Annotated in this window: 11 protein-coding genes; 6 read left to right on the top strand and 5 right to left on the bottom strand. The window is 61.3% G+C overall.

Going from position 1 to position 13830, the window contains the following annotated elements:
• Positions 1 to 167 precede the first annotated feature (167 nt).
• The gene (locus RDL77_RS14945) at positions 168 to 1043 is read right to left on the bottom strand and encodes an NAD(P)H-binding protein (RefSeq protein WP_288193555.1); all 876 of its coding nucleotides are present in this window, start codon (positions 1041 to 1043) and stop codon (positions 168 to 170) included.
• 218 nt (positions 1044 to 1261) lie between these two features.
• Between RDL77_RS14945 and RDL77_RS14940 the strand changes: the two genes are divergently transcribed.
• Positions 1262 to 1609: a helix-turn-helix transcriptional regulator gene (locus RDL77_RS14940; protein WP_223612626.1), complete on the top strand. Its 348-nt coding sequence runs from the start codon at positions 1262 to 1264 to the stop codon at positions 1607 to 1609.
• 46 nt (positions 1610 to 1655) lie between these two features.
• Here the strand turns inward: RDL77_RS14940 and carB are convergent, their stop codons facing one another.
• Positions 1656 to 5138, bottom strand: coding sequence for a carbamoyl-phosphate synthase large subunit (gene carB, locus RDL77_RS14935; protein WP_223612627.1), 3483 nt, complete (start codon positions 5136 to 5138; stop codon positions 1656 to 1658).
• Positions 5139 to 5671: 533 nt separating this feature from the next.
• On the opposite strand from carB, the gene RDL77_RS14930 reads away from it, so the two are divergent.
• Positions 5672 to 6616 (top strand): neutral zinc metallopeptidase, encoded by a 945-nt coding sequence (locus RDL77_RS14930; RefSeq protein ID WP_288193553.1) that lies wholly within the window; start codon positions 5672 to 5674, stop codon positions 6614 to 6616.
• 173 nt (positions 6617 to 6789) lie between these two features.
• Here the strand turns inward: RDL77_RS14930 and RDL77_RS14925 are convergent, their stop codons facing one another.
• On the bottom strand, positions 6790 to 7512 hold the full coding sequence (locus tag RDL77_RS14925; protein ID WP_288193552.1) for an aspartate/glutamate racemase family protein: 723 nt from the start codon (positions 7510 to 7512) through the stop codon (positions 6790 to 6792).
• 146 nt (positions 7513 to 7658) lie between these two features.
• Here RDL77_RS14925 and RDL77_RS14920 point away from each other — a divergent pair, with 146 nt between their 5' ends.
• From RDL77_RS14920 to RDL77_RS14910, 3 genes are all read left to right on the top strand, one after another.
• A complete protein-coding gene (locus RDL77_RS14920) occupies positions 7659 to 8123 on the top strand; it encodes an Lrp/AsnC family transcriptional regulator (RefSeq protein ID WP_223612630.1) in 465 nt (154 codons plus the stop codon).
• Between the two features lie 160 nt (positions 8124 to 8283).
• Complete coding sequence (locus RDL77_RS14915; protein ID WP_288193550.1) at positions 8284 to 9540, top strand: TCR/Tet family MFS transporter; 1257 nt, start codon at positions 8284 to 8286, stop codon at positions 9538 to 9540.
• Positions 9541 to 9595: 55 nt separating this feature from the next.
• Entirely contained in the window at positions 9596 to 10516 is a 921-nt protein-coding gene (locus RDL77_RS14910; RefSeq protein WP_288193549.1) for an aldo/keto reductase family oxidoreductase, read from the top strand.
• On the opposite strand, the gene carA is transcribed toward RDL77_RS14910, so the two are convergent.
• Positions 10517 to 11755, bottom strand: coding sequence for a glutamine-hydrolyzing carbamoyl-phosphate synthase small subunit (gene carA, locus RDL77_RS14905; protein WP_288193548.1), 1239 nt, complete (start codon positions 11753 to 11755; stop codon positions 10517 to 10519).
• Between the two features lie 283 nt (positions 11756 to 12038).
• On the opposite strand from carA, the gene RDL77_RS14900 reads away from it, so the two are divergent.
• Positions 12039 to 12488, top strand: a complete 450-nt coding sequence (locus RDL77_RS14900) for a GatB/YqeY domain-containing protein (protein WP_223612634.1) — start codon at positions 12039 to 12041, stop codon at positions 12486 to 12488.
• Between the two features lie 43 nt (positions 12489 to 12531).
• Here RDL77_RS14900 and RDL77_RS14895 read toward each other — a convergent pair whose 3' ends face one another.
• The gene (locus tag RDL77_RS14895; protein WP_288193547.1) at positions 12532 to 13749 is read right to left on the bottom strand and encodes an MFS transporter; all 1218 of its coding nucleotides are present in this window, start codon (positions 13747 to 13749) and stop codon (positions 12532 to 12534) included.
• Positions 13750 to 13830 lie beyond the last annotated feature (81 nt).

Below are 13830 nucleotides of genomic sequence, written 5' to 3'. Positions count from 1 at the left end.
TTGTGGTGCGTGGTTCGACAAGCTCACCATGAGGGACTTGGGCAGATTGCAGGGAACCAGTTCTGCGACGTATCAGATTGGCCTTGCACCAAACCACCTCCCTCATGGTGAGCTTGTCGAACCACGCACCACACACGCGCCAAATAACATGCAGCCTTGCCATTGCCTCACATGAACAGCGGGGCATGCTCCTTGACCCAGTGGATGAAGCGGCGGGGCGGGCGGCCGATGACCTGCTGGACGCTTCCGGTGACGGCACGCCCTTCCGGCGGCGGATTGCTGTTCCACGCCACCACATAGTCGATGACGTCTTCGCCGATGCCGAGTTCACGCATGGATTGCCGCGTGTGCTCCTCGCTCACCTCGACATAGCGGATCGGCTTGCCCGTCACCGCGCTGATCGCCTTGATCTTGTCCGGTATGGTCAGGACTTCGCAGCCCGTCAGCTTGAGGGTCTTGCGGGCGTGGCCGCCATGGCTGAGAATCCGGGCGGCGACCGCTGCCACATCCGCCTCGTGGATGAGGGTTCTTGCCGTGCTGCCATAGGGCTCGCGCACGATATTGGCCGACTTGATGCTCTTGATCCAGCCAAGCGTGTTGGACATGAGATCGACGGGCTGCAGGATGGTCCATTCCAGATCGCTCGTCCTGACGGCCTCCTCGACGCTTCCGGCCCGCCCGTCGCTGAGCACGCTGATGCGCTGCACGCCCTCCCAGCGCGCCAGCTGGACAATCTCGGCGCCGTTGTCGAGAGGCGTGTAATCGTCGCCGCCGATGGTGATGAGATGCATGCCGGCCACGCCGGCAAGCGCCCGTTCGAATGTTTCCGGCCGCGTCAGGTCGCCCTCGACCACCTCGACGCTGGCAGGCAGATTGGCGCGCTGCGCATCGCGGGTGAGCGCCCGCACGAGATAGCCGTTTTCCAGCAGTTCATTGACGACGTGCCGGCCGACATTGCCCGTCGCGCCTGTCACAAGAAACCGTTTTGCCTGAAACAGCCGGAGAAACTGTGCGTCTGTAAGTCGTTCGATATCGGTCAACATGCGTGCTCCTGAGTGGATGGATTCCGGGCGGAGTGAAGCTTATAAAACCTCAACTTAAGTTGAGGTCAATCGCGGATGCAGGTCATTTTGTCCAAGCTCCGGCGGGTCTGGTTTCCGCTCTTTGCTGCCGTTACCATCGGCGTGCCGAATCTTGACAAGGCCCGGGCTTTGCAATATTAAACTATTTAGTTATTTAACCCAATGGTAATGTAAAAAATATGACGCCTGACCGTCTCAGTGGCATTCTGGCCGCGCTCGCCGATCCGACGCGGCGCGCCATTCTGGCGCGGCTTGCCGAAGGTGAAACCTCCGTCACCGAACTGGCGGCGCCGTTCGATATGAGCATGCCTGCGGTTTCAAAGCATCTGAAGGTTCTGGAGCGGGCCGGGCTGATTGCCCGCGGCCGCGCGGCGCAGTGGCGCCCCTGCCGCCTGGAAGCCGGGCCGTTGCGCGAAGTGTCGGACTGGCTCGACCATTACCGGCGTTTCTGGGACGAGAGCCTCGACCGGCTCGAGGATTATCTGCAGGCACTGCAGAAGGGCGATCCTGAGGGAACGCCCAACTGAGCGAGGGAAAATCCGGTCAGGGCATGGGCCGCGACCGGAGCAATTGTCAGAAATAATCCTGCAGCGGGCGCACTTCGAGCGAGCCTGCCTTGAGCGCCGCAATGGCTTCGGCCACCGCATCGGCACCCGACAGGGTGGTGTAGTAAGGCACCTTCTGCATCAGCGTGGCGCGGCGCAGCGATTTTGAGTCCGAGATCGCCTTGGCGCTGTCGGTGGTGTTGAACACCAGCTGCACCTGCCGGTTGCGGATGGCGTCCTCGACATGCGGACGGCCTTCCTGGACCTTGTTGATCTTCTGCGCGGCAACGCCGTTTTCCGCGAGGAAACGCGCCGTGCCGCCGGTCGCCAGGACCTTGAAGCCGAGATCCGCCAGCCGCTTGACCGGCGCAAGAATGCGCTGCTTGTCCTCGTCGCGCACCGAGACGAACAGGGTGCCGTCACGCGGCAGGTCGACGCCGGCGCCGAGCTGCGCCTTGGCAAAGGCCAGCGCATAGTCGTAGTCGAGGCCCATCACTTCGCCGGTCGAGCGCATTTCCGGTCCGAGCAGGATGTCGACGCCGGGGAAACGGGCGAAGGGGAAGACGGCTTCCTTGACGGCGATGTGCTTGCGCGCGGTGCCGGATGGCTTGCCGCCATAATTGGCCAGCGCCTCGTCCAGCGTTTCGCCCGCCATGATGCGCGCGGCGATCTTGGCGATCGGCTTGCCGATGGTCTTGGCAACGAAGGGTACCGTGCGCGAGGCGCGCGGGTTGACTTCAAGCACATAGATCGTGCCGTCCTTGATGGCGTACTGCACGTTCATCAGGCCGACAACGTTGAGGGATTTTGCCAGCGCGGCGGTTTCTGCCTCGAGCTGGGCGACGATGTCAGCCGAAAGCGAATGCACCGGCAGCGAGCAGGCGCTGTCGCCCGAGTGAATGCCGGCTTCCTCGATATGTTCCATGATGCCGCAAACCCAGGTGTTCTTGCCGTCGCACAGGCAATCCACATCGACTTCGATGGCTTCGCTGAGATAACGGTCGAACAGGAGCGGGTTCTTGCCGAGCAGGGTGTTGATCTGGCCGGTCTTGTCGTTCGGATATTTCTGCTTGATGTCTTCCGGTACGAGCTCGGGAACCGTGTCGAGCAGATAGCTCTGCAGGGCGCGCTCGTCATGGATGATCTGCATGGCGCGGCCGCCCAGGACATAGGACGGACGCACAACCAGCGGGAAGCCGAGTTCACCGGCAATGGTGCGGGCCTGTTCGACGGAATAGGCGATACCGTTCTTCGGCTGCGTCAGGTCGAGCTTGATCAAGAGCTTCTGGAAGCGGTCGCGATCCTCAGCCAGATCGATGGCATCCGGCGAGGTGCCGAGGATCGGGATTCCGGCTTTCTCCAGCGCATCGGCGAGCTTGAGCGGTGTCTGGCCGCCGAACTGGACGATGACGCCGTGCAGTGTCCCGGCGGTCTGTTCGGCGCGCAGGATTTCCAGCACGTCTTCGGCGGTCAGCGGCTCGAAGTACAACCGGTCCGAGGTGTCATAGTCCGTCGATACCGTCTCGGGGTTGCAGTTGATCATGATGGCTTCGTAGCCGGCATCGCGCAGGGCGAAGGCGGCATGGCAGCAGCAATAATCGAACTCGATGCCCTGGCCGATACGGTTGGGGCCGCCGCCGAGGATGACGACCTTCTTACGGTCCGAAACCTGGGCTTCCGAGGCGAGGGCGCCGGCGAAGGGCACTTCATAGGTCGAGTACATATAGGCGGTCGGCGAGGCGAACTCGGCCGCGCAGGTATCGATGCGCTTGAAAACGGGATGCACGTCGAGCTTCTTGCGCAGCTTGACCACCTCGTTGGGGTCGACCTTGGCCAGGCTGGCGAGACGGGCATCGGAGAAGCCCATGCCCTTCAGCATGCGCAGGTTCTGCGCGTCCTGCGGCAGGCCGTGCTCGCGCACGCGCTCTTCCGTGGCGATGATTTCCGCCATCTGCTGCAGGAACCACGGGTCGATCTTACAGCCCTCGTGCACTTCCTCGACGGAAAGGCCGAGGCGCAGCGCCTGGGCCACCATGCGCAGGCGGTCCGGCGTCGGCGTGCCGATGGCGGCGCGGATGGCATTGTTGTCGCTGCCTTCGCCAAGGCCGGGAATGGCGATTTCATCGAGACCGGTGAGGCCGGTTTCAAGACCGCGCAGCGCCTTCTGCAGCGATTCCTTGAAGGTGCGGCCAATGGCCATGACTTCGCCGACGGACTTCATCGCCGTGGTCAGCGTCGGCTCGGCGCCGGGGAATTTCTCGAAGGCAAAGCGCGGGATCTTGGTCACGACATAGTCGATGGACGGTTCGAACGAGGCTGGGGTCGCGCCGCCGGTGATATCGTTTTCCAACTCGTCCAGCGTGTAGCCGACGGCGAGCTTGGCCGCGATCTTGGCGATGGGAAAGCCGGTTGCCTTGGAGGCCAGCGCCGAGGAGCGCGAGACGCGCGGGTTCATTTCAATGACGATCAGGCGGCCGTTTTCCGGATTGACGGCGAACTGCACGTTCGATCCGCCGGTCTCGACGCCGATCTCGCGCAGCACCGCAATCGAGGCGTTGCGCATGATCTGGTATTCCTTGTCCGTCAGGGTCAAGGCCGGGGCAACGGTGATCGAATCGCCGGTATGGACGCCCATCGGATCGATGTTCTCGATGGAGCAGATGATGATGCAGTTGTCCGCCTTGTCGCGGACGACCTCCATTTCATATTCCTTCCAGCCGAGAACCGATTCCTCGATCAGCACTTCGGTGGTCGGCGAGGCATCGAGACCGCTGCCGATGATCTCGTAGAATTCGGTGCGGTTATAGGCAATGCCGCCGCCGGTGCCGCCCATGGTGAAGGAGGGGCGGATGATGGCGGGCAGGCCGACATGGTCGAGCGCCGCACCGGCCATGCCGAGCGCGTGCGAGACGTAGCGCTGCTTGCGGTCGCCTTCGCCCAGCTGCCATTCGGTTTCCAGCTTGTCGAGCGCCGCATCAAGTTCGGCGCCGGAATATTTGGCCTTGACGACTTCGCGCTGCTCCTTGTGCAGGCGGCGGTCGAGGTTTTTCACGTCTGTCGCATTGGCCAGCATGGATTTGGGTGTTTCCAGGCCGATCTTGGCCATCGCCTCGCGGAACAGCGCGCGGTCCTCCGCCTTGTCGATGGCTTCGGCATTGGCGCCGATCATTTCGACATTGTAGCGTTCGAGCACGCCCATGCGGCGCAGCGACAGGGCGGTGTTCAGCGCAGTCTGGCCGCCCATGGTCGGCAGCAGGGCGTCCGGACGTTCCTTGGCGATGATCTTGGCGACGACTTCCGGGGTGATCGGCTCGATGTAGGTGGCATCGGCCAGTTCCGGATCGGTCATGATGGTGGCCGGGTTGGAATTGACGAGGATGACGCGGTAGCCTTCCTCCTTCAGGGCCTTGCAGGCCTGCGTGCCGGAATAATCGAACTCACATGCCTGACCGATGATGATCGGTCCTGCGCCGATGATCAGAATAGATTTGATGTCGGTGCGTTTTGGCATGGCTTCTTCCTATCAACAGCGTGCTGCACAAAAAACCGCACGGACTTGACCGTACGGGCAGACACAAAATTCCTAATGCGAGGCTAAGGCTGCCTTATAGGCAAAGCGATCGGATTACGTAACCCCAAAAACGCGCAAATCCATGCTTTTTCGCCGCAGTTTCGTGGAGATCGGGCATGAGGCGGTGCTTTATGTCTATCCGGGTCTGAAACAGGCGGATCACCCTGCATTATTCAGTCATGAAAATTGATTGGGAATCCATTGCACTAGTGGAACGAATTTGACATTCGCATCCCATTTGACATCACGCGGAACATGCGAATGTCAAATTCAAAGTTCCACTAGAGTTATATACTTTCTAGTGGTCCTTTGATTCTGACATTTGCCTGAATGGCTTGTATCGAGGGATAGCAAATGTCAGAATCGGACCACTAGCAGTTGAAAATAGCATCGTGCATGGAACAAATAAGGAGCTATACTGTTGATGTGCAACATATCAGCGGCATGGCCGAGGGTTCATCTGGAGGTGGGTAATGCGCTGGCAAGGCGGTAGGCAAAGTGACAATGTTGAGGACCGCCGCACCGATGGTGACAATGGCGGCATTCCCGGCGGCATGGGCAATGGCGGCGGCTTCCGCTTTCCCAGCGGCGGCGGCATACAGTCCGTGCGCGGCGGCGGCATATCCGGTATCCTTGTCCTTGCGGCCATTTTCCTGTTCCTGAAATTCTGCACCAATATCGATCCGATGCAGATTCTGGTGGATGGCGGCATGATGGATCAATCGTCGCCGGGACAAAGCCAGAGCCAGTCGCCCGCCTCGCGCCCGACGGCGCAGGCCAATGACCAGATGACCCAGTTCGTCAAGACGGTTCTGGCCGAGACCGAGGATGTCTGGAGCGGCATTTTCCAGGCGGAGGGCAAGCAGTATCCGCCGCCCACCCTGGTGCTGTTTAATGGACAGACCCGTTCGGCCTGCGGTTCCGCCAGCGCGGCCACCGGACCGTTCTATTGCCCGGGCGACCGCAAGGTCTATATCGATCTGAATTTTTACAACGAGCTGGACAAGAAGTTCGGCGCGTCGGGCGACTTTGCCCAGGCCTATGTGCTTGCCCATGAAGTGGGCCACCACGTGCAGAACCTGATCGGCGTCCTGCCGAAGTTCAACCAGATGCGCCAGAACATGAGCGAGGCCGACGCCAATGCCATGTCCGTTCGGGTCGAACTGCAGGCGGATTGCTTTGCCGGTATCTGGGGGCATTTCACCCAGCAGAAGGGTATTCTGGAAGCGGGCGACCTGGAGGAAGCGCTGAATGCCGCCAAGCAGATCGGCGACGACACCCTGCAGCGCAAGATGCAGGGCTATGTGGTGCCGGAAAGCTTCAACCACGGCACCTCTGCCCAGCGCAGCTCATGGTTCAAGCGCGGCTTCGACAGCGGCAAGCTCGACAGCTGCGACACGTTCAGCGGCGCGATCTGATAAGACGCGCGCTGCTCGACAAATTGTGCGTGGTTCGACAAGCTCACCATGAGGGAGGTTGAGAGTTGCAGGGAGCCTCATTCCGCGACGTTCGCGATTGGCATGCAGCCAACCCATCTCCCTCATGGTGAGCTTGTCGAACCACGCACCTGCAAGCCTGAAATCACAAGAGGCTAAACGGCGGTCTGCTGATCCGTGAAATCCCGTCCCAGCGCCAGCGATACGGCGGCCTCGGAATGGATCGTGGTCGAATCGAACACCGGCAGGGCGACATTGTCGTCGGTGAGGGAGAGGCAGATTTCGGTGCAGCCGAGAATGACGCAGTCGGCTCCGGCTTCCTTGCCGCGCACGATGATCTTTTCTAGCGCCTGGCGGGACTCTTCCTTCACGATGCCGCAGCAGAGTTCGTCAAAGATCACCGCGTGGACTTTTGCCCGGTCGATTTCATTGGGAACCATAACCTCGATGCCGAATGCATCGCGCATATAGTCGGCATAAAACCCGTGTTCCATGGTGTAGCGCGTCGCCAGCAGCAGCGGGCGTTGCATGCCGGCGGCGGCAAGCACCCGGCCGGTTTCCTGCCGGATGTCGATCAGCGGAATGCTGACGGAACCTGCAACCTCGTTGGCAACGAGATGCATGGTGTTGGTGCAGATGAGAACGCAGTCGGCGCCGGCCGCTTCAAGCCGCTTGGCCGCATCCGACAAAAGCGCCGCGGCATCGTCCCAGCGATTGCTTTTCTGCAGGGCGACGACTTCGGAGAAATCCAGCGACTGCAAGGCCACCTTGGCGGAGGCAAGGCCGCCCAGCCGGGCGCGGACGGCTTCGTTGATCTGCCGGTAATAGACGGCCGTGCTTTCCCAGCTCATACCGCCAATCAGCCCAATCGTGCGCATTTTCGTTCTCCCATTGAAGTCATTGCGGGAATAATAATTCAGATGCCGCGCGAACGGTTCGCAAAGTTTGCGGAATAAACCTGTCTCCCTGCAAAAGATTGGCGTATATTCCGGCTGCAACGCCGAAATATTGCGCGGGAATGGATATGCTCGACCATCGTGACCGGAAAATCCTGGATTTGCTGCAAGCAGATTCGTCCATCGCCGTATCGGATCTGGCCGACCGGGTCAGCCTGTCCGTCTCCGCCTGTTCCCGCCGCATCCAGCGTCTGGAGGAAGAGGGCTATATCGCCCGCCGCGTCGTTCTGCTCGACCGGCCGGTGATGGGGCTGCCGACGACGATGTTCGTCATTGTCCGCACCGCGCGCCATTCCGCCGACTGGCTGGAGCAGTTCCGCGCCGCGATCATCGATATCCCTGAAATCGTCGAAGTGCACCGGATGACCGGCACCTTCGACTATATTCTCAAGCTCGTTCTCCCGCGCGTCGAAGCCTATGACGGCATCTACAAGGCGCTGGTGGAAAAGGTCGAGTTTTTCGACATATCCGCTTCGGTTTCCATGGAGACGCTGAAGGCAACCACCGCCCTGCCGACCCGTTATGCCAGGTAGGGATGTGGCAGCATATGTCAGGAGATATTGTTTCCAGAGCATAATCGGCAAGCATTTTCCCCGATTTTCTGATCATGTTCACGTATTGTTTCGCTCGTGAAAATCGATTATGAGCATTTTCCGGATCAATTTCGTTCCGGAACGCCAAAAGTGAGTTTCGATGATTGATCCTGTCCTTGCCAAGCGCGGGCTGACTCTTGTCTTTGTCATGCTCCTTATGGATGTCATCGGCATCGCGATCATCGTGCCGGTCATGCCGGCTTATCTCGAACAGCTGACGGGATCGGATGTCAGTCACGCGGCCATAGATGGTGGCTGGCTGCTGTTCGTCTATGCCGCCATGCAGTTCGTTTTTGCCCCGCTGATCGGCAATCTGAGCGACCGTTTCGGCCGCCGTCCGGTGCTCCTTGCCTCGGTGTTCACCTTTGCCATCGACAATCTGATCTGCGCGCTCGCAACGAGTTTCGGCATGCTGTTCATCGGCCGCGTGCTGGCGGGCATCAGCGGCGCGAGCTTTTCCACCGCCTCCGCCTATATCGCCGATGTCAGCACGGACGAGAACCGCGCCAAGAATTTCGGCCTTCTCGGCATTGCCTTCGGCGTCGGCTTTATCCTCGGTCCGATCATCGGCGGCCTGCTCGGCGAGTTCGGTCCGCGCGTGCCGTTCTTCGGTGCGGCGCTGATCGCCTTCCTGAATTTTCTCGTGGCCTATTTCTTCCTGCCGGAAACGCTTGAAACGAAGAACCGCCGGACGTTCGACTGGAAGCGCGCCAATCCGCTCGGCGCTCTCAAACAGATGCGCGGCCACCGTGGGATTCTGTGGATCGGTCTCGTCTTCTTCATGCTCACCCTTGGCCACATGGCCTATCCCTCGGTGTGGTCGTTCGTCAGCGCCTATCGCTATGACTGGAACCAGCGGGATATCGGCCTGTCGCTCGGCGTGTTCGGCATGGGCGGCGCGCTGGTCATGGGTTTCATCCTGCCGCGCGTCGTCGCCCGCTTCGGCGAGTGGCGCACGGCAGTGATCGGGCTGGTTTTCACGGCGCTCGGTTTCTTCGGCTATGCCGCGGCGTGGCAGGGCTGGATGGTCTATGCGGTCATCGTCGCGACCTGCCTGGAAAGCCTGGCGGATCCAGCCATGCGCAGCATCGCCGCCGCCAAGGTTCCGCCGTCGGAGCAGGGCGAATTGCAGGGCGCGATGACCAGTCTGTTCAGCATCACCAATGTGATCGGTCCGCTGATTTTTACCCAGATCTTTGCGATGTTCACCGCGCCGGCGGCATCGGTCGCCTTCGGCGGCGCCCCCTATGTGCTCGGCGGGCTCTTCGTGGTGATCGCCGTCGCCGTCTTTGTCCAGCGGGTGGAAAAACCTGGCATTGCCGCGCATGAGCCGCTGGAACAGGCGGCAGCTATTTGATTGGCTTTCCCTTTGCGCTATGCAACGTGTCCCACCTGCCGAAATGAGGTTTCCCATGTCCGCCCAAAACCGTATCCCGCTCAATTCCGAAGGTCTGTCGCTGTCCCGGCTGGTGCTGGGTGTGTGGCGGCTGCTCGACCAGGGCGCAAAGCCGGCGCCGGCCGAGGTGGCGCGCCTGATCGACGAGGCGATTGCGCTTGGCCTGACCAGTTTCGACCACGCCGATATCTACGGCAATTATGGTGTCGAGGCGGCGTTCGGCGCCGGTCTTGCCGGCTGGAGCGGCAAGCGCCAGTCGATCGAGCTGATCACCAAATGCGATATCATGCTGACATCGGACCAGCGCCCGGAAAACCGGGTGAAGCACTACGATACCAGCGCGACGCATATCAAGGCGTCCGTCGACCGTTCGCTGCAGAACCTCAGGACCGATTATATCGATGTGCTGCTGCTGCACCGCCCCGATCCGCTGATGGATGCGGATGACACGGCGGCGGGATTGCAGGCGGTTGTGAAGGCCGGAAAGGTGCGCGCCATCGGCGTGTCGAATTTCACGCCGCCGCAGATCGATCTGCTGGCATCGCGCCTGCCGTTTCCCGTGGTGACCAACCAGATCGAGATGTCGGTGACCGCCACCGGGCCGCTCACCGACGGCAGCCTCGATCACGCCCAGCGCCTGCGCTATGCGCCGATGATCTGGTCACCGCTCGGCGGCGGCAGCCTGTTTACCGGCACGGGCGAGCAGGAGCAGCGCGTGCGTGCCGCGTTGCAGGCAGTGGGGGGAGAGCTTGGTGTTGACGATATCTCGGCGATTGCCATTGCCTGGCTGCTGCGCCATCCGGCGCGGCTGGTTCCCGTGCTCGGCAGCCTGAAGCGGGAGCGCCTGGCGAAAATGGTGGCGGCGCTCGATATCACGCTCGAGCGCCAGCAGTGGTTTGCCATCCTGAAAGCCAGTGCCGGCCGGGATGTGGCCTGATCAGGCGGCCTGATCGCGCTCGGGCAGCGGCGCAAGGCCCTGACGGGCGCGGATCAGATTGGCGAACCGGCGGAACAGGTAGTGCGAGTCCTGCGGGCCGGGCGAGGCTTCCGGATGGTGCTGCACCGAGAAGATGGCCTTGCCGGTGACGCGCAGACCGCAATTGCTGCCGTCGAACAGCGACACGTGGGTTTCTTCCACGCCATCGGGCAGTGAATCCGCATCGACGGCAAAGCCGTGGTTCATCGAAACGATCTCGACCTTGCCGGTGGTGTCGTCGCGCACCGGATGATTGGCGCCGTGATGGCCCTGATGCATCTTCTTGGTGCCGCCGCCGAGCGCCAGCGCCAGCATCTGGTGACCGAGGCAGATGCCGAAGACGGGAATGTCGGTCTTGATCAGGTCCTGGATGGCCGGAACCGCATATTTGCCTGTGGCAGCGGGATCGCCGGGGCCGTTCGACAGGAAAATGCCGTCGGGCTTGTGGGCAAGCACGTCGTCGGCCGTCGCCGTGGCCGGAACGATGGTGACCTTGGCGCCGAGCCCGGCGATGAGGCGCAGGATGTTGCGCTTGATGCCGTAATCGATGGCAACCACGTGGAATTCCGGCGCGGTCTGCTCGTCAAAACCCTCGTTCCACACCCATGGCTTCTCGGTCCAGACCGAGCTTTGGCCCGATGTGACGTCCTTGGCCAGATCGAGGTCGAGCAGGCCGTGCCAGGCCGCAGCGCGTTTGGTCAGGGCAGGGATGTCGAAATTCCCGTCAGGGTCGTGGGCGATGACGCCATTGGGCATGCCCTTTTCGCGGATGAGGGCGGTGAGCGCACGGGTATCGACGCCGGCAAGCGCGATCACGCCGCGCGCCTTCAGCCAATCGTCGAGATGTTCGGCGGCGCGGTAGCTCGAGGGCGCCGTGATGTCGGCCTTGAAGATGGCGCCGACGGCACCGGCGCGGTTGGCCGGGGTCAGGTCTTCGATGTCTTCCCGGTTGGTGCCGACATTGCCGATATGGGGGAAGGTGAAGGTGACGATCTGGCCGGCATAGGAGGGGTCGGTGAGGATTTCCTCGTAGCCGGTCAGCGCGGTGTTGAAGCAGACTTCCGCCTCGCAGGCGCCGGTCGCGCCCAGTCCCTTGCCCTCGATCACCGTTCCATCGGCCAGAACCAGCACCGCTGTCGGCTTGAATTCTGTCCAGGCTGCGGTCTTTGCACCTGCGTCTGTCGTTATCGGGGCGGTCATGCGGCACTCCTGCGTGGGCTTGCGTCGTCGTTCTTCATTGGGCATTGAAAAATGCCGTTCGATATTCCATATGACATGGCTGAACGCGGTGGTCGATTGACCTTACCACCGCTGCAACAACCCAAAATGTCTGGCTAGGTCACGGACCTTAGAGAAAACCGCGCTTCCGGTCAATTGCGACACGACAACTCTTCGTGGAAATCGGTGTCGAACCGGTCCGCCGCGATGATTGATTTCGTTCGGACCCGCCGGTAGGCTGCGCGGACAACAGGAGAGTAAAGCCATGCGCGATACCATCGCCGGGGCACTGACAACCGCCATCAAGGCACAGGACAAGCGCCGCGTCTCCACGCTGCGCCTGATCATGGCCGCCATTCAGGATCGGGATATTCTCAATCGCGGATCGGGCAAGGACCCGGTCACGGGCGACGAGATCAGCGCGATTCTGGCCAAGATGATCAAGCAGCGCGAGGAATCCGCCAAGCTTTACGAGGACGGCAACCGGCTTGAACTTGCCGAGCAGGAGCGCAGCGAGATCGAGATCATCCGGGGTTTCCTGCCCAAGCAGCTGGGCGACGAGGATATCCGCCAGGCCTGCTCGCAGGTTATTGAGGAAATCGGCGCGGGCGGACTGCGCGACATGGGCAAGTGCATGAATGCCCTGAAGGAAAAATACGCCGGCCAGATGGACTTCACCAAGGCCAGCGGCATCGTCAAGGAAATCCTGCAGTAAGCTGCCGGTTACACAAACTGGTGCCGGATGTGCAGCCGCCGTTTCAGCACTGCGCTGAAACGGCCGTTTCCATTGGTGCGGGGTCCGACATCCGGGCGTTGCGGTACACCATCACGGCGACCATGAGGGCGGCCAGTCCGGCACCGATGGAGACGCAGAACCCGGACCGGGCGCCGTAGGCGTCGATCACCAGTCCGGACAGGGATGAGCCCAACGCCATTCCGATGCCGATACCCGTCATTGCCCATGTGATGCCCTCGGTGAGTTTGGACGGCGGCACGAGGCGCTCGATCAGCCCCATGGAGATGATGATGGTGGGTGACACGGCAGCACCGGCCAGGAACAGGATCACCGCAAGAATCGGGATACTGGTCACGAAAAGCAGGGGCAGAGTCGTCAGCATGGCCAGCGCGATGGCATAAAGGAACTGTGTTGCCAGCGGCCGCCTGAACTTGAGCGTGCCAAAGACAAGGCCGATGATCAGCGATCCGGCGGCATAGCTGGCCAGAACGACGCTGGCCGCCGCCTTCTGGCCCTGTTCCCCCGCAAAGGCGATGGCCGTCACCTCGGCGGTGCCGAAAATGGCGCCTATGGCTACCAACGTCAGCACGATCCACTGCAGCGGGCGCAGGCGAATGACCGATGTTCCCCTGCTTCTGTCCTGCGCATGAACAGGTGGTTCCGTCGATCTCTGGGCAACGAACAGCAGCGTGCCGACGGTTAGGAACAGCGTCGCCGCCAGCGGACCGGCTTCCGGAAAGAGCGCAACGCTCAGTCCGATCGAGACGATCGGCCCGACCATGTAGACAATTTCATCAACAACTGATTCCAGCGCAAAGGCGGTGTGAAGTTTTGGCGTGTCGCGATAGATCGCGGTCCAGCGTGCCCGCACCATGGCGGATATGCTGGGCATGAAGCCGGCCGATATGGCGAACAGAAACAGCATCCAGCTCGATGCGCCGTAGCGCGCCGACAGCATCAGCGCCGTCAGTGCAAACACCGTGATGACCGTAACGGGCGGAAGAACGCGGCGCTGTCCGTAGCGGTCGATCAGGCGCGAGATTTGCGGGGCGATCAAGGCATTGGACAGGGCAAAGGCGGCCGAAACGGCTCCGGCCAGCCAATAGGTGCCGTGGGTCTGCGAAAGCATGGTGACGATGCCGAGCGTGATCATCGAAACGGGCAGGCGTGCGATCAGGCCGGAGGCGGAGAAGGCGAAACTGCCAGGCGCCTTGAAGATGTCCCGATATGGATTGGTCATGATGAACATTCCCTTGTGCAGCAGGCATATAATGACATACGAGACGTATGTCGATGTAATAGTTGCATACGCGGCGTATGT

It is taken from the genome of uncultured Phyllobacterium sp., from assembly GCF_902479695.1.
In the GTDB taxonomy this organism is placed as follows: Bacteria; Pseudomonadota; Alphaproteobacteria; order Rhizobiales; family Rhizobiaceae; genus Phyllobacterium; species Phyllobacterium calauticae.
Note: the sequence above shows the minus strand (reverse complement) of the source record. Positions and strands in the feature narration are given on the sequence as shown.